Origin of the sequence: Paenibacillus sp. FSL H8-0261 (assembly GCF_045040645.1) — a bacterium.
Taxonomy (GTDB): domain Bacteria; phylum Bacillota; class Bacilli; order Paenibacillales; family Paenibacillaceae; genus Paenibacillus_AQ.
In genome coordinates this window covers 1,910,663-1,929,435 of sequence record NZ_CP150297.1, presented here as the reverse complement: position 1 = coordinate 1,929,435, position 18,773 = coordinate 1,910,663, and the positions used below count along the sequence as shown (strand labels likewise).

Here is an 18,773-nt window from a genome sequence, read left to right as displayed (position 1 = left end):
TTTCTGGCCGAAGATGGAGCATAAAAATAACCAGTCACCGACATGGATCGGTAACTGGTTATCTTTGAATTATCAATTGAACCCTAAGGAATCGTCAAATAATCTCGATATTCCGATAAGCGTGTGTTCGAACACATTTTCTGAAGTAAATATACCAATAGATGAATCAGCCAATCCCTTCTGGAGGGCGGGGCTAAATAAATCGATGCTTTTACAATCTGTCCGCCGATAACGATGCGGTTTGGCTGATAGTCTATAACATAGGACTTTAGCATCCTAGCCAATCGTGTACCGAATTCTTCAAACACCTTGCAGCACAAGCTATTCCCGTTTCTTGCTTGTTCTGCGAGTTCCTTCACGTCCATTCCTTTTTCTAGAGCTCCCATCTGCTCAGCCGGGCGAAGAATTCCGCGACGTGAGAAGGCGTTATCTATGGTGCTCTCCAGGAAAGGTTTATCAAAAAGCCAACCGTCCTTGGGAACACCTGGTCCTTCGTTCAGGATCAATGCACGATCAATAAATGCGGAGCCTAACCCTGTCCCTAAAGTTAACGAAATATATCTTTCATTTGGAAATAATCTGCTTACGCCTAAGGCAAACAGCTTCGCATCATTCTCAAATCGAATATCTGCCTGCAGCAGGTGCTTCGCCCATTCCTTATGTTGTAAGGTATTGAACCGGGTATATAATACTTCTCGTATATTCTCACCATACAACGCCTCATATTTACTAAGCCCCTGAATATAACAGATGCCTTGCTGATAATCAAAGGGCCCGGGAAAGGCGAGACCGATGCGCCAAGTACAGTCTGAGGATTTCCCTAGTGTAACGGAGTAGAACTGATATTGATCTTCAAATATAGAAATAAATTGGTCTATAATCACATCGGCAGCTTGGTCAGCGAAGGAAGGATGTTGCTTGCAGCTAGCCTGTAGCAATTCTCCATCCACGACCAAACCAGACTTAATAAAGGTTCCTCGCACGTCTAAAGCGATCACGACTTTAGGCTTCAAAGGAGACTCACATCCCATGCCTTGGATACGCCAGCTTTCACTACTCGTGCGCCATAACCATTCTATTCTTCTATTGAATTAATAATTCTCCACGATAATTAATATGATGGTATTTTGATAACTGCAAGCTACTTACGAGTCACCTTGAGAAAATCATAAAGATATATAACGGATTCTCCCTCCCGTCATATTGCCCCTCCCCTACCCATATACATAATATGAACTACATTGATCGACCCATCTATATGAAGCCAAACCCCATTTCGTGAGGGTTTATTCAGGTTGGATCTACAGAATTATAGGAGGGAGCACAGAATCATGCCAAGCGAAGAAATTAATGCGTTGGAGCGGGCGATTGCTGAAATTACGGAAATAGCTACTGGCTTCGGCTTGGATTTTTATCCCATGCGTTATGAAATATGCCCTGCAGATATTATTTATACATTCGGCGCTTATGGAATGCCGACACGATTTGGTCACTGGAGCTTCGGAAAAACATTTCACAAAATGAAATCCCAATACGATTTCGGGCTGAGTAAAATATACGAGCTCGTCATTAACTCCAACCCTTGTTATGCCTTCCTGCTCGACGGAAACTCGCTGATTCAGAACAAGCTGATCGTAGCTCACGTGCTGGCGCACTGCGATTTTTTCAAAAATAACATGCGTTTCTCCATGTCCAACCGGGATATGGTCGAGAGCATGTCGGCTACAGCGGATCGGATCGCCGGTTATTCAGTAACCTACGGTACCGATGCAGTGGAGCGCTTCATCGATTCCGTGCTGGCCATTCAAGAGCATATAGATCCCAGCCTGATTCAGCCGCGTAAGCTAGGTAAGACCCATCTGCTGGAAGCCAAAATGAAAGAACTCAAGGATGCCCCTCCGGGTGGCTCCAAACCAGCTAATCCGTACGACGAGTTATGGAATCTAGACAAGAGCAATTCTGGACCACAGGAAGCATCATCCGGAAATCGTGCGTTCCCACCTGAGCCGGAAAAAGATATTGTCTGGTTCATCCAGCAATATTCCACCGTCTTGGAGGATTGGCAGCGCGATATTATGACGATGCTTCATGATGAAATGCTCTACTTCTGGCCACAAATGGAGACGAAGATCATGAACGAAGGCTGGGCTTCGTACTGGCATCAGCGCATCGTCCGTGAACTGGATCTGACCGAAGAAGAAACCGTAGAATACGCTAAACTAAATTCCTCCGTCGTGCAGCCTTCACGGCAAAGCCTGAATCCATACTATCTTGGTCTAAAAATCTTCGAAGACATCGAACGCCGCTGGGACCGCGAGAAAATATTTGAGGTTCGCGAGTTGGAGTCTGATACTTCTTTTATCCGCAGCTATCTGTCCAAAGAACTGGTGAACGACCTCGATCTTTATGTTTTTGAGAAAAAAGGGCCGGAATGGAAAATCACCGACAAAGCATGGGAAAATGTACGGGATCAACTGGTGCTCGCTCGAGTCAATGGCGGGTCACCTTACTTGGTCATCGAGGATGCCGATTTCGAGAAGAATGGCGAGTTATTTATCACCCACCGCTATGAAAGTATCGAGCTGGATCTGAAGTACCTGGAGCGTACACTCCCGCATATCTACTCATTATGGGGGCGCACCGTTCATCTGCAGACCGTCGTGGAGGACAAAAAGGCGCGGTTCTCGTATGATGGCAAAAAGGTGCAGCGGAAGTTTATTTAAAAGAGGAATAAGTGAATAGCGCTCTATTGCTTGAATAATAAAGCGGCAGAACTGGACGCGTAGTACGTCCCTGGTCTGCCGCTCTTTATTTGGTCTGTTGATTACTCGGATTCATTTAACATCTTTGAAAAATATTTCGGAGCCTCAGTAAATCCTTGTCGGGCATAAAATCTATGCGCATCAGTTCTTCTAGAGTGGCAATGAACTTGAATTCGGTCACAGTTTCTTTTTCTAGCTAAATCAGTGCAATATTCCTCAAGCATCCGTCCAATTCCCTTGCTCCTAATGGCATTACTTACCACGAGATAACTTATGATTGCAGTATCTCCCGCGAGTCCTAATTGAGATATGTAATGCATGGAAATGCAAGCGACTACTTTATGATCTTCCTCGAAAACTAATAATTCCTCATCCGGATGCAGGACTAGCTTTTCTATTTTTTCTTGCATGAATGCTTCTGTCTCTGGATAACCCAACTGCTCTAATAATTCGGATATGTCTTTCCAGTCCTCTACTTTTGCTTCTCTAATCATCTGTTTCACTCCCCGAGAGTATCAAGTTACACGTCTATTTAATCTATTAGACTACGGGAGGGGATAACCGTCAATCCTCCTACAATAAATGAGAAAGCCCGCAGCGTGTAACCCGCTGCGGACCTTCTTGCGTCGACACCCCGTATCGACTGAATAATTGAACTTTGCAAATGCTGCTGAGGTAAAAGTAACGTAGGGGAAGTTTGGAGTCGTAGGAGCGATAGCGACCGCCTTTGTCTCCGGATGTTATCCGCATAAGCGGTTAATAAAAAACATCTGGAGACAACAGCGGCCGAAGACCCAAACATTCCCCGAAGTTACGATCATCACCGAGCTGCATTTGCTCAGACCGTTAATTAGGTCGATTTTTTCACAGGAACATAAATCTCCATCACCGTATCCGGCCGCGAGTGGCAGCGTTCATCATAGAATTCGAAATCCAGCTTACTATCATCATAATCGTAGCCACTATCCTTAAACCATTCTTCGAAGATGTACTTCCATGTGCTTTTTATAACCTGTGCAAACTGTATTTGCTCTGTATCCGTTGATGTATCCACTGGCGGCGTTGTGAACACAGCATACTCGGCTTCTGGCACATCCATCGTCAACATATCATCTTCCACCTTGGAGTAGTCCTCTACAATAACACCTAGAAGATAAGTCGCATTGCCATTATCTGAGGAAGGAATACATAAGCCGACTTCTCCGTGTTTAGGCGGGTTTAATATTTTATACATTTTGGACTCCAGATTCTCACCCTCATAATGACTCCAAAAAGATGCAATATCCTTGGTGTACATACTTCCAGCAACATTAGTTTGGATCCCATACCCAGCGACCTTAAATGCAGGCTTGCGAACAATAACAGGGTTCATTATAAAACCTCCGATTTCAATTAGTGTTTTTCCTTTAGTAAATCCGTCCATCCGTGCGGCATACTGTGTCGGGCTATAGCCAAAAGCCTTGCGAAAGGCCTTAGTGAAACCACTTTGTGTCTCAAAACCATAGTCCAGCGCGATATCAATGATTCTTCTACCGGCAAACAATTCAATGGACGCTAAAGATAATTTCCGGCTCCGCACATATTCCATCACGGACATTTCCTTGCATAAGCTGAACACTCGGCAAAAATGATACACCGAATATCCAACCTCAGCGGCTATTTCTTCCACTGTTATATTTTCTTTGATATGAGCTTCAATATATTCAACACATTTCTCTATATCTTTACTGTAATTCAAGTGCAGCACCAGCCTTCCCCCGTACGGTGATTTCATTATATCAACTGCAAGCGAGTAGGATTGTTCCTGTTTTGCTGAGCTGTATGATGCTGTATGATCTAACACTTTCTTTAGTTAGCTGTCATAGAAAACTGCAAATGTTCAGCTTTTTACATTGATATCGTCCTCATCTAGCTCAAAAGCTGCAAAAATACAGGAATTTTCCCTACTTGGGGTTTGAAAGTGACTTACACCGCAAAAAAACTGCAGATTTGCAGGAATTACTAATTTAAAGAGCTTTGCCATATATAATCATGTACATTTGCAGTTTTTTCCTGTAAGGGCGGCTCCCCCTGCTACTTTTCATGGTTCATGCATTACTTTTCGGACGCGCGACCAAAGCCTAATTCCACACAATCTCACGTATTGATACACGTAAAAAATATCTATCACATAAAAAAAGACCACCAAATGGTGGTCCGCAAATTTACTTGTATTCTTTTACCGATTAAGCAGACTGCCCACATACTTCAGCAGCTCATTAGCGCAAATTGGGCAATAGTGATGCCCATCAATAAGTCTAGCGCACACCTCATTGATCCGTTTAAGCTGACTTTCATCCGGCGTTTTGGAAGAGGTGGTGATTTTGACGATATCTTTGAGATCTGTGAATAGCTTCTTCTCAATCGCTTCCCGTAGGCGGTCGTGATTGTTGTACTCGAATTTCTTCCCTTTGCGTGAATACGCGGAAATCCGGATCAGGATCTCTTCCCGGAACGCTTTTTTCGCATTCTCAGAGATACCGATTTGCTCTTCAATCGAACGCATTAACCGCTCATCCGGCTCCATCTCCTCATCCGTCAGCGGATCGCGGATTTTGGACCAATTGCAGAAGGCTTCGATATTATCGAGATAATTCTCAAATAATGTCTTGGCGGACTCCTCAAAGGAGTAGACGAAGGCCTTTTGCACTTCGCTTTTAGCTAAAATGTCATATTCTTTGCGGGCAATGGAGATGAAGTTCAAATAACGCTCCCGCTCCTCTTTTGTAATCGATGGATGCTGATCCAGGCCGTCTTTAATTGCACGCAACACATCCAGTGCGTTCATGCACTGCAGATCACCTTTGATCAAAGCACTGGAAATCCGGTTGATAACATACCGCGGATCTATTCCGGACATGCCTTCATCCAAATACTCCGTTTGCATCTCCTTGAGATCTGCTTCTTTGTAGCCTTCGACCTCTTCACCATCATACATGCGAAGCTTTTTGATCAGATCCATGCCTTGTTTTTTACTTTCTTTCAGACGGGTCAGGATCGAGAAAATAGCAGCGGCACGCAGCGCATGCGGCGCAATATGCACATGGTTCATATCACTCTGGGCGATCAACTTCGCGTAGATTTTTTCCTCTTCCGATACTCTGAGGTTATACGGAACAGGCATCACAATCATACGGGACTGGAGCGCTTCATTCTTTTTATTAGAAATAAACGACTTATACTCGGTTTCATTGGTGTGAGCTATGATCATTTCATCCGCACTGATCAGCGCGAACCGGCCAGCCTTGAAATTGCCTTCTTGCGTCAATGACAGCAGGTTCCATAGAAACTTTTCGTCGCATTTGAGCATTTCTTGAAATTCCATCAGCCCACGGTTAGCTTTGTTCAGCTCTCCGTCAAAACGGTAAGCGCGTGGATCGGATTCCGAACCAAATTCAGTAATGGTCGAAAAGTCGATACTTCCTGTCAAATCGGCGATATCTTGCGACTTCGGATCGGATGGACTAAAAGTACCAATCCCTACCCGCTCTTCTTCTGACAAAATGACACGAGCCACTTTAACCTGCTCAATATCTCCGGCATAATCATTTCTCAGCCGCATCTGGCAGGATGGGCACAAGTTGCCCTCAATACGCACACCGAGTTCTTTTTCAATCTCTGGACGAAGCTCCAGGGGGATCAAATGTAGTGGATCCTCATGCATCGGGCAGCCCTCAACCGCATATACCGCACCCGCATCCGTCCGCGAGTATTGTTCCAAACCTCTTTTTAACAGCGTGACTAGGGTCGATTTCCCCCCACTGACAGGTCCCATCAATAACAGAATCCGTTTACGAACATCTAGCCGGCGTGCTGCAGAATGAAAATACTCCTCCACTAACTTTTCGACTGCACGATCAAGTCCAAAAATCTCTTGTTCAAAAAACTTATAACGTTTGCGTCCGTTTATGTCCTCTACGCCATGCGACTTGATCATGTCATAAACGCGGGAGTGAGCGGTTTTTGCGGGAGAGGGGTCTTTTTTCAAAAGTTCTATATATTGCTTGAAGGTCCCGCTCCACGCCAAACGGTCGTTCTCAGCCCGATACGAAGCTATTCGCTCAAAAATATCCATTGCTCGCTGCCTCCTCTTGCGCTCCTACTTGCTCTCCTATAGCGTTAAAAAGTGTATTACATACCTATGCGGCAAGCGCGGAATAGTTGACCTCTTTTTTGCTGTGCTATAATAGAGAATCATAAAATCGCAGTAAAACCTTAATGAGAACCCGAAAAAATGAGCTACGGGAGTGACACTATGGCGGTACGACATGAAACGGAGCTGTATGCTCCTTTGAAGGTTTTTTTTGAAAAGCAAGGATACAGCATCAAGGGTGAGGTTCGGACTTGTGATTTGGTGGGTATTCGTGAGGATTTAGAGCAGCCTCTAATCGTAGAGATGAAAAAATCGTTCAACCTCGCCTTGCTCCTGCAAGGCGTGGAACGGCTAAAGCTCAGTCCTACGGTCTATCTCGCAGTAGAACGTGTCCGTGATAAAAAAGGGGCGGTAAACCAGCGCTGGGGCGAGCTTAGCGGACTGTGCCGCCGCCTTGGTCTCGGGCTGATCACCGTTGTTTTTTATAAGACCAAGGCCCCGCTGGTCGAGGTGCTCGTCGAGCCGGACGAGACGCCACCTGCGCAGCGCAGCAACAAGCGGCGGCGCGAGCGCCTGCTCTATGAGTTCCGCGAGCGCAGCGGAGACTACAACACCGGCGGCAGCACGCGCGTCAAGCTCGTGACGGCCTACCGTGAGAAAGCGCTGCGTGTCGCGCTTTCTCTGCAGGCAGCGGAGGCGGAGGCCGCCGTCGCTGCCGAGAAGGCCGCTGCGAAGGCTTCGCTCGCAGCGGGCAAACGTGCAGCGGCGAGCACCGCTGCACAGGCTCCGGCGCTGAGCTCAGCGCCGGAGGGGCGTGCTGCCGGGGACACGGCAGCACGGGAGGCAGCGGCGGCTGGCACGCGAAGCGGTGCCCCTAGCGCTGCCTCAAGCGCCCGCTCGGCCGGGATCTCTCCGGCCGAGCTGCGGAAGCGTAGCGGCGTACCGAACGCCGCCGCTATGCTGCAGCACAACTACTACGGCTGGTTCCACCGTGTCAGCCGTGGGCGCTATACCCTGACCCCAGCCGGTCAGGCCGCGCTAGTAGAATACGCCGCTATAACTGGCGGCGTACCCCATGACAGCAATCATCACAGTAATTAGCTTGCCTATGCTAAGCAAAAAATTCTTTCAATTTCAAATTTTTGCTGGAGCCTTTATCTTTTTCTCTGCTTTTGATCTATCACTCGGACTTTTATCATTTCCTTCAATTTTGATCTTTCACTTCGATTTTCGTCTTTTAATCAGGTTCTAATCATTTACTCGGACTTTAAACTTATTATTCTAATGCACACGTAACAATGTCTAGGTAACGCCAAAAAGCATCCCATCGACGGGATGCTTTTTGTGTTCCAATCCGTTAAGCCATAGAAACAGAACTTACCTTCGAAGCATTAATCTCAAGCTGACAAGTTGAATTAAGGGGAAATCATCCCTATAATTCCTCAATATACGCGCTATAAACCGATATTTAGGGATTTCCTCCCTATAAAAGCATAGATTGCTCCATAAAAAGGGCTTTTTCCGAAATTTATAGGGAGAGATTCCCTATAATCTCCATTCCAGAATATAAATCAGCCAGTTATAGGGAGAAATCCCCTATAATGACCTCCCCCGCACTCTACTCCTTGCCTAATGCACCACTCTGTCCTTTATGACTTCCTGGGTGTGTCATACATTGATCTGCCAGTTCATCTGCCCACACATCTACCTGCGCATATGACCGCTCATCAACCTGTGTGTTACTTTTATACGTCCGATCCATCAGATTCCTAATCAGCACCCACCTAACTCCGAGCCGTGAACTCCTTAACCGCCTCGCTCATCAGATTCATACCAAGTAGCAGCTCATCCCTGCCGGGATGGCTGAAGTTAAGACGAATGTGATTTCCGCTTCCATCTACACTACATAACGGTCCTGGCAAAAATGCCACTCCCTTACCTAGCGCACATTTTAGCAGTGCCATAACATCCATTCCCTCCGGTGGAGATACCCATAGAAACATACCTCCTGACGGCAGGTCGTAGGAGCTTCCTTTCCAAGCTGGACGTTTTAGCAGTTCAACCATTAACTTCAGTCGGGTGTTATATTCTCGGTTCAGCTGCGCAATATGCTCACGAAGATCAAAAGCGGTCACATCCAATAAATGATGCAAGAGCCGCTGATTTAATGCGCTCGATTGCCAGTCTGCCATCTGCTTGGCAGCAGCCATCATCCCGATCACTTCCCGGCTACCTGCAGCCCAGCCCGTCCGCAGCGCAGGCGCAACGGTCTTGCTGAACGAACCGATATATAATACGTGTCCGCCATCACTTATATTTTCCAGCGCATACAAGGATGGATATCTTGTGGCCCAATGCTCACCATACTTCTGGAAATGTAGATCACCATAAGAATCATCTTCTACAATCAGGATGTTATACGCGATGCAAAGATCCAACACCTCACGCCGTCTCTCTAAGCTCCATAGGATGCCACTTGGATTCGTAAAGCTTGGTGTTGCGAACAACATCTTAGGCTTATGCAGTTCAATTTGCCTCCGCAAATGATCTGGATGAAGCCCGTCCAAGTCACCCTCTACAGGAATAATGATGGCACCCTGCATCCGAAGAGTTTGCAAGAATCCTGGAGATGTCGGATTTTCTACTAATACACGATCTCCCGGATCAATATACACCCGCGACAACAAATCAATCGCTTGCTGGCTCCCCGTTGTTAGCAGAACTCCACCCTCAGTAACAGTTACCCCTTTTTCTCTGAGCCAATCCCCGGCAAGCCACTCCCGAAGTGGACCATACCCTGCAGGATCACCATATTGAAGTGCCCCTGCATCTGCAGATATCACCGTAGAGGCTGCTTCGGCAAGCAGCGATAATGGGAACAGTTCTTCCGCTGGTAATTCTTCAGCAAGCGATATCATGGAGCTTCTCCGTGTTTGGGTGCGAATACTTAGAAGCGGTGACGATAGCAGTGTGTGCGCGCGAGCAGAAAATTGGTAAAGCATGCGAAATCCCCCTTCCCTAGTACCAAGTAGAAATGGTTAAGTTATCCTCTTTCGAGGACGATTATCCATTTAACGTGATATGCTTTCTTCTATTTCAAGAATATTCCGCCTTTCCCGTCATTATGTCGTATAGCTTGGGTTATGCGTAGATTTGCCTGTTTTGTCTTGAAAAGAGAGCAAATTTCTCAATGGCCTGCGCTCGCGTCGAAACATCAAGCTTCACATAAATTTTTCGCAAGTAATTGTCAATCGAACGACGACTTACTGCAATTTCAAGCGCTATTTTATCATAAGTAATCCCCTGAACGATTCGCTCCATAATAAACATCTCTGTCTGCGTCAATTGAAGAACATCATCCAGTCCTTTAGAAGTCGAAATCGGCCAGGATCCTTTTTCTATCCATTCTAGCGGCATTGAAAGAAAACCTACTCTTAAACCCAGGATCAGCTGTAAAAGCTGATGAGGAGAAGCTCCTTTCGAGAATATCCCGCTGGCTCCCAGCTCTATGAGGGGCTGTAGCAGATCCCTGCCGTCCTCATCCGTCATCACGACAAAATGTGAGTTTGGTGAGCTTTTTTTCATATTTAACAGCACACTCTCAATATTACCTTCAGGCATATGATAATCTGCCAGCACTAGCTCGGGATTCTTTTCCCTTACGATGGAAGCGCCTTCGTCCCAAGTTGAATACATTCCTAGAACTTTAAGCTCTCCTCCCTCTTCCAAAATCAATTTTGTCCCCAGCATACTTGTAGGATGACACCCCACAATAACCACCTGCCAAACCTTCATCATTAATGCCCAGACCCCCTGCTTTATATAATCATCCAGAAAGGAAAGCGCCGCAGCGTTTCCGGTTTAAACGCAAGCAAGGAAGTATGATGACTTGTTCGTTTATTCTCTCGCTGGTTACCTTGAGTACGTCTATCAGAAATTCCAATCTATAGAAATTGTATCGCAGTAGTTTAATAGGATGCAATTACTTTTTCTAGTTTTCACACTCTCTTACATTTTTGCGAAACTAGTCAAAGTCTGATAGAATGGGGACTTGAAAAAAAGACCAACCCGAGGTGATCAAATGCAACCGCTAGCGGAAACGTCCCCGGTACACTCTCGCCGTGCTGCTGTGAGAAGCGGCCCTTCCGTAAAATGGTTTTTACTGTTCTGGATCGTGATGATTGGAATCGGTGTATATGCTGTATACAGCTACACAAACCATTTGAAGCAGCAAGTGCTGAGCGAACTTAGCAATCAGAGCCAGCAGCAGCTTACCGTTCTGAAGACCGACTATGAGTCGAAAATTGCCGTTCTCACTGAAGAAGTGAAGGAATTGCAGAATACAGTGCAAAGTTTTAACGAACTATTAACCTTCACTAAAGATAATGCAAGTGCCAAGACAGACAATAGTAATAAGCTATATACGCAATTGAGCGAAGTTAGCAAACAGTTAGAAGCTTTGAAAAAAGAAATGGATCTGATCAAATGATGACGCCAGTCAAGAGAGTGAACCGTTTCTTTATGCTTCTGACCGCACCTTTTTTAGGTTTACTGATATGTATGTGGTGGTATCGACCTCCGCTCGAGCTGGATCTTGATGTAGGACAATTCGCACCTATCTCAGGGCCTCTAAATGAAACTGCTGTCCTAAAAAAGGATTTAACCCTAGCCGAAGGCACTGCATCCTACACCATAGATGCAGTCAGCGCTAGCGCTAAGCTATATAAAGGAACCACTACTGCTATGAATAAGTTAGTCGAGACAGCGAAGACTCAAGCGAGCCGTCCTGAGCTTATCTATAACCGCCGGATATCTGCCAAGCTTGGAATACCTTCTGAGGTCCTTACTAGCGACCGGATTAGAATCGAGCTATATAAGCTGAATCCAGGTAACTATAAGGGCTATGCTTTGAAGATCAAATTGAAGGATCCAACTGCGATGCAAATGAGTCTTGCGAAGGAAGCTACTGGTGGCGCAGAAACCACTATGCACGCTGTACAAAGTCATGGCGCTATTGCAGGTATTAATGCTGGAGGTTTTGCGGATAAAGCCGGAAAACGCTATCCCTTAAGCACTACTGTGGTTGATGGAAAGTATCTCAATGGTTTCGAGCCGACATTCAAGGATCTCAGCTTCGTAGGTCTGAACAAGTCCGGACAGTTAATCGGCGGGAAATTTTACAGTCGCGCACAGTTAGATCAACTCGAACCCGTATTTGGTGCAACCTTTGTGCCTGTTCTACTTAAGAATAACGTCAAAGTACCCATCCCGGAAAAGTGGAAAACATCCCCCAATCGGGCGCCACGTACAGTAATCGGTAATTATAAGGATGATCAGCTTCTCATCTTTGTAGCGGATGGCTATAATGAGCTTGGCAGCTCTGGTGCTCGGCTAGAGGAAATTCAGAACAAGCTATATAACATGGGTGTCATGGATGCTTATAATCTGGATGGTGGAGGATCGTCATCACTCATCTTCAATGGAAGAGTAGTCAACAAGCCATCAGACGGAAATCTTAGAGCTGTACCAACCAATTTCCTGTTTTTTAAATGATTATAGTAAAATGTCTATGCAACATATCACATTTGCGTTTATTTTTATTGATTTGCAGGGTATAATCTTGATAACGAATACATTTGCTAATGGAGGTGCCAGTATGTCGTTCTCATTAACCTTTTGGATCGTAACTATCGTATTTGTGTTATTTATGGTCGGCATCCTTACCTCATCTTACAACGACGACAAAACAAAAGGTCTATAAGCAAGAAATGTCTCAGCAGCCACTTGGCTCTGAGGCATTTTTTTTATAAGCCTGAAACAAAAAAACTGCCACATAAGTAGAGAAATCTACGAATGGGACAGTTTCTTTATTTAGAAAACTTTTGGCTGTCAGAATTCTAAATGTGTAAATATGTACTTCCTAGGCGTGTCTTGGTAATTGCGTCATTTCTGAGAGGCATGCAGCGCAAATATAACGATCTTTATATTCACTCACACCTTCCATTGATCCGCAGAAAACACATTTTGGACGGTAACGCTCCAAGATGATATGGTCACCCTGTACCAAAATTTCAACCGGGTCGCCTTCATTCATCTGATACCTTTTACGCAGGGACTTAGGCAGAACAATTCTACCCAGCTGATCCACTTTGCGAACTACACCAGCAGGTTTCATATCTAACGTACACCTCTCCTGTTCAACTAATAATTTGTAGCTACTATATATTTCGGCTCATTCATTATATTTCGTTATTAAAATGTCGAATCCTGCTGAAAAAAACAAAAAAAATGTCTTTTTTCTAAACAAGATTAGGAAAATCCAGCTGTCGAAGGGCTTCATATACAATAATAGCTGCAGAATTCGATAAGTTCAGCGATCTCACGGCATCACTCATTGGCATGCGCATTTTTGTTTCTTTACCCGCTTCCAGAATTTCAGCAGAAAGCCCCTTCGTTTCTTTACCAAAGACAAAGAAGTCTCCATCTTGAAAATCAAAATCGCTATATCTCTTCTCCGCTTTCGTCGTTGCGTAAAAGAAACGTCCCTCACTGTACTTCTCAAGTACCTCAGCAAAAGAGTCGTGGTATTCAATGTTAACAGCGTGCCAGTAATCCAATCCTGCTCTTTTCAATGTAGCATCATCTGTACGGAATCCGAGCGGGCGAACCAGGTGAAGATGAGTGCCTGTTGCTGCGCAGGTACGCGCAATGTTTCCAGTATTGGCCGGTATTTCCGGCTCAACTAATACGATATGGAGTGCCATTATATGGTTCCTTCCTCTCTAAAGGCTTAATAGCCAGATGTTTTACTCTAGTGCATAACCATAGCTTCTCCAAACAAACTGAAAACCTTCCACCCATAGGCGGAAGGTTTACGATAGAGTTCATTAACCTTGAGTTTGCCGGAAATGGTTCATGAAATCAGAAAGTGCTTTAACACTTTCGTAAGGAACTGCATTGTAAATGGAAGCGCGCAAGCCACCCACACTACGATGTCCCTTTAAGCCGACAAAACCTTCCAGTTCAGCAGCTTTAACAAACCGTTTTTCGAGTTCTTCCGATTGCATCCGGAAGGTAACGTTCATAATGGAGCGACTGCTCTTCTCAGCAACGCCACTGTAGAAGCCGTCACTTCCATCGATGTGATCATATAATAGACCCGCTTTTTCAAGGTTCTTGGAATGTATACCAGCAAGACCGCCTTGCTCCTCAATCCATTTTAATACTTCGTTAACCATATATACAGAGAAAGATGGAGGTGTATTGTAAAGAGAGTTATTTTTGTAATGAGTGCTGTAACGCATGATAGTTGGAATGTTAGAAGGTGATTCTGCGAGCAATTCCTCTTTAGCAATAACTACAGTCACACCGGAAGGACCAAGGTTCTTTTGTGCTCCAGCATAGATCATTCCGAATTGGTTGACATCGATTGGCCGGCAAAGGATATCACTGGACATATCTGCGATAAGCGGAATCGAGCCAGCATCCGGATATTCTGCATATTGCGTTCCTTCAATGGTCTCATTGGAAGTAACGTGAAGGTAGGCAGCATTTTCCGCAGCTTTAATCGAACTCAATTCAGGTATAGCTAAGAATTTCTTGTCTTCGGAAGAAGCAGCAACATGAGCGCCCCCTACCAATTTAGCTTCTTTATAAGCCTTATCTGCCCAGCTACCTGTCATAACATAGCTACCTACTTGGCCTTCGGAAATCAGGTTCATAGGGATCATAGCAAACTGTGTGCTTGCTCCACCTTGTACGAACAATACCTTATAGCCCTTCGGATTGCCGAGGAGCGAAAGCAGACGTTCCTGCGCTTCATTATGCACGGATTCGTAGATTGCTCCACGGTGCGACATCTCCATGATAGACATTCCACTTTCTCGGAAATCAACAAACTCCGCTTGTGCGCGTTCCAGTACCGTAAGCGGCAATGCTGCCGGTCCGGCATTAAAATTGTATGCTCTCTTATTCAAAACTACTCCCCACCCTTTCTCTCCTATCAATATGGATATCGCTTATGATAGCAATAATCTCACACACCAGCAAGTATAATTATTCACATAAAAGCTTTGATTACTGCTTATCATGATGTGAAAAAATGATAAGTTCGGCTCCAGGACTTGCTTTCATGCGGTAAAAGACTAATGTTCACAAAAACTTCAGGTGAGACCACATGGCGTTCTCCCCATAGCGCCATTCGTGCTACTGGGAAATCTCCGCTCTCGCGTACTCCTGTTCCACTAGGCTTATGAACCAACTCCCAATTGAACTCAGCCTCTGGACCTCCCCAGCCACTCAGCTTGCAGTAAAATGACCGGTCTGGCTCTTCTGACCAAGTAAGGGTATTACCAGATACCTCTAGCAAATTATTCGTGTATTGAGATTCTGGCTCTTCTACTTTGAGCCCATTCGAGAGGCGCAACTCAAAATCCGAACCTATATTCAAACCATCAATTCCTACGAAATTGTGGATGTACTCCTCGGTTTGGATTGGCTTATCCCCTTTGTTATGCAATTCATATGCAATTTTCAATTGGTCGTCCTTTATAGAGATCGTTTTGGTCAAAAGCATCGCGTATCCATTACTTTCCATCGGCTGGACAGTATATGTAATAGAATCATCCCTAACCTCCATATCAACAGCAAAGGGGGTTAGTGGATATTTATTATGAAAGCTATAGCTCTGCGAATCCAGCTTTTGTAACAATCCGATTCCGGGCTTTGGAAACCAGCCTCCGATCGGCGCTTCATCATACCCAATTGCCCGGGAAATGCCAAACTCGTTGCATAGTCCACTTCCGCCAGTACCTTCGCCTTCCTTCAAGCTCTCTGGCACACAAAACGTATGGTTACCCTTTTCTAACGTAACCTGTGTGATAAACCCCGTCCAGTCAAAACGAGTCCCTTTATAATCTTCTCCAATATCAGCGATATCCACAGATAATACGCCATTTGACAGCCTGTAACCCATCCTTCACAAACCCCTTTCAATCATTCAACAAATAAGTAAATTAGCCCCATTATATCATTTATGAAGAACCTTAGTTTTTATAATTTTCAAAAAAACGTCTGCAGCCGCTATTCATAACGGTGCAGACGTTTATAAAAAATCTAGTTAAGATTACGCCAGAGTCACTTCAATCACGTGAAGCTTCTCTGTCTGCAGAGCAAGTAGCTCCTCACGTGGAATAATCGCACTTCCTGAGCCGCGCTGCAGCGTCACCTCGCTGCCGTTCAACGTAACGGAGTGTATTTGGTACTCTCCGTAGTTAAAGCTTCCAGTGGCTTTATAGACCACTTCAAACTCACGATCTGCAAAGATCGTCTTAATTGATGCTTTACCCTCGGAATCAAATTGTTCTTTTACTAATTTAGGTTCTAGCAATAGATCGCCCAGCTTGCCCTTCACACCAAATACTTCAGTGACCATGGTTAGCAAGAGCCAGCTTGCGGAGCCTGTTAGATACGTGTACATCCCTCTACCTTGCTCGTTAATATATTCAGGAATACCTGGGTAGATGCGGGCTTTTTCGAAATCCGTACTCAAGCTGTAAAGAGATTCAAGGACCTTATGACCTTCTTTTACATAACCACGTTTGTACAATGCATTTCCATACATGATGGTCATGTGACTGAACATGGCCCCATTTTCTTTATGGCCAAAAGCAAAACCAAAAGCACGACCGAGATTTTGCTGAATTCCACCGAAACGGGAATTAAGCCTGTATCCAATCTTGTCGTCAAATAGATTACGATCTACAGCAGCTATAATGTGTGGAATTTGCTCCGGAGCCGCTGCATGACCCATAAGCGGGAACACTTGGCCCGTAAGCGTCATACGAACGCCTTCAGAAAATTCACCCTCTACCTGTTCACCATCGTTATTATAATAACCATTAAACCAGCCATCGCCATTCTCGCTCTGTACCCACTCGTTGCTACGCAAATGGTTAAATAACCATTCCGCTTTTTGCTCCAGATCGTCAGCTACTTTATCAATATCGAGAGATACACGAACTCCACTCACCTTATTTGGTGCGGCAGCATAATATCGATCCAATCTCTCATGCTTACCTGATACAGAACCATAATCCACAGACTCGATAAGAGTATCCAGCAGTAGCTGCATTTCTTCGGCTAATTCAACAGTTTCCTGACCTTTAGAAGTCTTAAGGTTACGCAGCACCCGGGAAATATCCAATAGATTGCTAGCATAGAAAGATGTAAATGCTACACTCTCTCCGCGATCCGCCCCCATATCGAGGCCATCATTCCAGTCCGCGCCTTCGAGCAGGATATTATTATGCTCTCCTACATTAAAGAACGGAACTAGATTTTGCAGCAAAATATGTTCCAGAATTGTACCTTTGTAGATTTCCCCAGAAACTGTTCTAAGATCACTGCCTACAGAGGTATTCCATGAAGAATCACGTTCCTTACAACGACTCATAAACGTATCCCGGAAATAAGTCTGTTCTTGCAACAAGAAATCAAGATCACCACTCTGATCCAGATAGAGCATCGTTGTTAAAAATGGCCATGCCCCATGATCCATCCATACACGAGGGATATTGTTACGGTCAGCGATAAATTCACCTGGCTGTTGACCGATAATGGTTGCGTTACTGCCATCAATTCTCACACCAGCGTAATTGTTGAAGAGTAGGCTACGAACTTCGGCAGGCTCCATAATGAGCAGTGCCAGACAGTCTTGCCAAAGATCTCGCCAGCCACGTCCGCCTCTTCCATAATCATGATACGGTAAGAAGGAGTTACCATACAGTCTTCTAAGGACCGGTTGGATGGTTACCCATTTCATCCATTGATCTGCATCCGAGTCGCCGGTATGAAATTCAACCATATTCACTTTGTCTGCCCAGAACGCTTTAGTTTCCTTTAGCAGATGATCAAAAGCTTCAGATGTACCATATTTACTCATCAACGCTTCAACGTTAATTCTATCACTATCAATTGCCATAACTACGACATAAGAATGGCTTGCACCAGAAGACAAGGTAATTGAAGCAAAACGAAGACCACCAACGGCTTCATAACCCTCTCTATCCACGCCGCCACCTTTACCAATCTCTGGCGTAGCATTCAGAATAACAGCTTCTGGCCAGTCAAGACTTCCACCTTCACCGATAAATTCTTCTTGAATCGGGAAGAAACCATCAGGTTGACTGCCATCACCTTCTGCACCAAATACACCGTAAGAAGTGTGATTAATGCGATGACCACGCTCATCGAAAGATAGCGCAGGTTGAACCTCAACACCATAAGCTGAGGTGTAAATCCGGTTCAGCAGGGAAGTTACATGTCTGTGATCGCGCAGATCATCTGCGGAACGGGCATACAAGGGAACTACCGCCGTTGGCGTAAGAGTAAGCTCCTCTGTTCCCGTATTCGTCAACGTAACTTTCATAAGTTCTACCTTGTCGTTACCGCTAGGTACGAAGCTGGTAATCTCAGCTTTGACACCCATCTCAGAGTTGCTGCGAGTCACACGATGCCATAGAAATCCAGCCTCAAGCACTGCATCATCAGCAGATGGGGTGTAGAACGCTGCATTTTGCTTAGCAGAGTTTCCAGCTGCAGACCAAGCACCTTTGCCTTCGACGTAAACCCAGAAATTACGCGAGGCGCGTGAATTATGCAAATCTTCAACAGATAATGGCGGTGTTAAAAATGTATTATGACCTGTTGTCGCCTGACCATGAAGCTTCGGGGTTACAGTCGACATCATTCCCCCCTCATTTACTAGAGGGAAGTATAAGAAACTACTATGATCCGGTTGCTGAAGCTTGAACTCCCCGTCCTTTCCGGTGAATTCAAAGCCTTGAATTTTTTTGCGGTCCATTGTCCCCATCCTCTCA

16 protein-coding genes are annotated in these 18,773 nt (G+C 45.1%); 4 read left to right on the top strand and 12 right to left on the bottom strand.

What is annotated here, in order from left to right; translation table 11 throughout:
• Nucleotides 1-83 precede the first annotated feature (83 nt).
• Nucleotides 84-1,013, bottom strand: a complete 930-nt coding sequence (locus MHI27_RS08415) for an ROK family protein (RefSeq protein ID WP_405176024.1) — start codon at nt 1,011-1,013, stop codon at nt 84-86.
• Nucleotides 1,014-1,331: 318 nt separating this feature from the next.
• On the opposite strand from MHI27_RS08415, the gene MHI27_RS08410 reads away from it, so the two are divergent.
• Nucleotides 1,332-2,723, top strand: a complete 1,392-nt coding sequence (locus tag MHI27_RS08410; protein WP_340968322.1) for a SpoVR family protein — start codon at nt 1,332-1,334, stop codon at nt 2,721-2,723.
• A gap of 101 nt (nt 2,724-2,824) precedes the next feature.
• Here MHI27_RS08410 and MHI27_RS08405 read toward each other — a convergent pair whose 3' ends face one another.
• From MHI27_RS08405 to MHI27_RS08395, 3 genes are all read right to left on the bottom strand, one after another.
• Complete coding sequence (locus MHI27_RS08405) at nt 2,825-3,256, bottom strand: GNAT family N-acetyltransferase (protein WP_405176022.1); 432 nt, start codon at nt 3,254-3,256, stop codon at nt 2,825-2,827.
• Nucleotides 3,257-3,612: 356 nt separating this feature from the next.
• Nucleotides 3,613-4,536 (bottom strand): AraC family transcriptional regulator, encoded by a 924-nt coding sequence (locus MHI27_RS08400; RefSeq protein WP_405176021.1) that lies wholly within the window; start codon nt 4,534-4,536, stop codon nt 3,613-3,615.
• A 444-nt stretch (nt 4,537-4,980) separates the two neighbouring features.
• Entirely contained in the window at nt 4,981-6,876 is a 1,896-nt protein-coding gene (locus MHI27_RS08395) for a PrkA family serine protein kinase (RefSeq protein ID WP_042186251.1), read from the bottom strand.
• Between the two features lie 180 nt (nt 6,877-7,056).
• Between MHI27_RS08395 and MHI27_RS08390 the strand changes: the two genes are divergently transcribed.
• Nucleotides 7,057-7,995, top strand: coding sequence for a DUF2161 family putative PD-(D/E)XK-type phosphodiesterase (locus tag MHI27_RS08390; protein ID WP_405176020.1), 939 nt, complete (start codon nt 7,057-7,059; stop codon nt 7,993-7,995).
• A gap of 517 nt (nt 7,996-8,512) precedes the next feature.
• Here the strand turns inward: MHI27_RS08390 and MHI27_RS08385 are convergent.
• From MHI27_RS08385 to MHI27_RS08375, 3 genes are all read right to left on the bottom strand, one after another.
• Nucleotides 8,513-8,674, bottom strand: a complete 162-nt coding sequence (locus MHI27_RS08385) for a hypothetical protein (protein ID WP_179085752.1) — start codon at nt 8,672-8,674, stop codon at nt 8,513-8,515.
• Nucleotides 8,675-8,678: 4 nt separating this feature from the next.
• Nucleotides 8,679-9,896, bottom strand: a complete 1,218-nt coding sequence (locus MHI27_RS08380) for a PLP-dependent aminotransferase family protein (RefSeq protein ID WP_042186247.1) — start codon at nt 9,894-9,896, stop codon at nt 8,679-8,681.
• Nucleotides 9,897-10,035: 139 nt separating this feature from the next.
• Nucleotides 10,036-10,692 (bottom strand): response regulator transcription factor, encoded by a 657-nt coding sequence (locus tag MHI27_RS08375; RefSeq protein ID WP_042186245.1) that lies wholly within the window; start codon nt 10,690-10,692, stop codon nt 10,036-10,038.
• A 283-nt stretch (nt 10,693-10,975) separates the two neighbouring features.
• Here MHI27_RS08375 and MHI27_RS08370 point away from each other — a divergent pair, with 283 nt between their 5' ends.
• Together MHI27_RS08370 and MHI27_RS08365 are read left to right on the top strand one after the other, a co-directional pair.
• A complete protein-coding gene (locus tag MHI27_RS08370; protein WP_042186244.1) occupies nt 10,976-11,383 on the top strand; it encodes a hypothetical protein in 408 nt (135 codons plus the stop codon).
• Complete coding sequence (locus MHI27_RS08365; RefSeq protein ID WP_405176019.1) at nt 11,380-12,447, top strand: phosphodiester glycosidase family protein; 1,068 nt, start codon at nt 11,380-11,382, stop codon at nt 12,445-12,447. Before MHI27_RS08370 ends, MHI27_RS08365 begins: the two co-directional genes overlap by 4 nt.
• A 367-nt stretch (nt 12,448-12,814) precedes the next feature.
• Here the strand turns inward: MHI27_RS08365 and MHI27_RS08360 are convergent, their stop codons facing one another.
• The 5 genes from MHI27_RS08360 to MHI27_RS08340 all read right to left on the bottom strand — a co-directional run bounded on the left by MHI27_RS08360 (nt 12,815) and on the right by MHI27_RS08340 (nt 18,757).
• Nucleotides 12,815-13,069, bottom strand: a complete 255-nt coding sequence (locus MHI27_RS08360) for an AbrB/MazE/SpoVT family DNA-binding domain-containing protein (protein WP_039871533.1) — start codon at nt 13,067-13,069, stop codon at nt 12,815-12,817.
• Nucleotides 13,070-13,193: 124 nt separating this feature from the next.
• Nucleotides 13,194-13,658 carry a tRNA (uridine(34)/cytosine(34)/5-carboxymethylaminomethyluridine(34)-2'-O)-methyltransferase TrmL gene (trmL, locus tag MHI27_RS08355; RefSeq protein ID WP_042125678.1) on the bottom strand — a complete coding sequence of 155 codons (465 nt, stop codon included), beginning with the start codon at nt 13,656-13,658 and terminating at the stop codon, nt 13,194-13,196.
• Nucleotides 13,659-13,781: 123 nt separating this feature from the next.
• A complete protein-coding gene (gene serC / locus MHI27_RS08350) occupies nt 13,782-14,870 on the bottom strand; it encodes a 3-phosphoserine/phosphohydroxythreonine transaminase (protein ID WP_042186243.1) in 1,089 nt (362 codons plus the stop codon).
• Between the two features lie 110 nt (nt 14,871-14,980).
• Entirely contained in the window at nt 14,981-15,868 is an 888-nt protein-coding gene (locus MHI27_RS08345; RefSeq protein ID WP_076284211.1) for a hypothetical protein, read from the bottom strand.
• A 150-nt stretch (nt 15,869-16,018) separates the two neighbouring features.
• Nucleotides 16,019-18,757: a GH36-type glycosyl hydrolase domain-containing protein gene (locus tag MHI27_RS08340; protein WP_076300012.1), complete on the bottom strand. Its 2,739-nt coding sequence runs from the start codon at nt 18,755-18,757 to the stop codon at nt 16,019-16,021.
• Between the last annotated feature and the right edge of the window lie 16 nt (nt 18,758-18,773).

What these genes read in the sequence shown, in the direction of transcription:
- MHI27_RS08410 (WP_340968322.1), top strand. Translation starts at nt 1,332, where the DNA reads ATGCCAAGCGAAGAAATTAATGCGTTGGAGCGGGCGATTGCTGAAATT.
- MHI27_RS08405 (WP_405176022.1), bottom strand. Translation starts at nt 3,256, where the DNA reads ATGATTAGAGAAGCAAAAGTAGAGGACTGGAAAGACATATCCGAATTA.
- MHI27_RS08400 (WP_405176021.1), bottom strand. Translation starts at nt 4,536, where the DNA reads ATGAAATCACCGTACGGGGGAAGGCTGGTGCTGCACTTGAATTACAGT.
- MHI27_RS08395 (WP_042186251.1), bottom strand. Translation starts at nt 6,876, where the DNA reads ATGGATATTTTTGAGCGAATAGCTTCGTATCGGGCTGAGAACGACCGT.
- MHI27_RS08390 (WP_405176020.1), top strand. Translation starts at nt 7,057, where the DNA reads ATGGCGGTACGACATGAAACGGAGCTGTATGCTCCTTTGAAGGTTTTT.
- MHI27_RS08380 (WP_042186247.1), bottom strand. Translation starts at nt 9,896, where the DNA reads ATGCTTTACCAATTTTCTGCTCGCGCGCACACACTGCTATCGTCACCG.
- MHI27_RS08375 (WP_042186245.1), bottom strand. Translation starts at nt 10,692, where the DNA reads ATGATGAAGGTTTGGCAGGTGGTTATTGTGGGGTGTCATCCTACAAGT.
- MHI27_RS08370 (WP_042186244.1), top strand. Translation starts at nt 10,976, where the DNA reads ATGCAACCGCTAGCGGAAACGTCCCCGGTACACTCTCGCCGTGCTGCT.
- MHI27_RS08365 (WP_405176019.1), top strand. Translation starts at nt 11,380, where the DNA reads ATGATGACGCCAGTCAAGAGAGTGAACCGTTTCTTTATGCTTCTGACC.
- MHI27_RS08360 (WP_039871533.1), bottom strand. Translation starts at nt 13,069, where the DNA reads ATGAAACCTGCTGGTGTAGTTCGCAAAGTGGATCAGCTGGGTAGAATT.
- trmL (WP_042125678.1), bottom strand. Translation starts at nt 13,658, where the DNA reads ATGGCACTCCATATCGTATTAGTTGAGCCGGAAATACCGGCCAATACT.
- MHI27_RS08345 (WP_076284211.1), bottom strand. Translation starts at nt 15,868, where the DNA reads ATGGGTTACAGGCTGTCAAATGGCGTATTATCTGTGGATATCGCTGAT.
- MHI27_RS08340 (WP_076300012.1), bottom strand. Translation starts at nt 18,757, where the DNA reads ATGGACCGCAAAAAAATTCAAGGCTTTGAATTCACCGGAAAGGACGGG.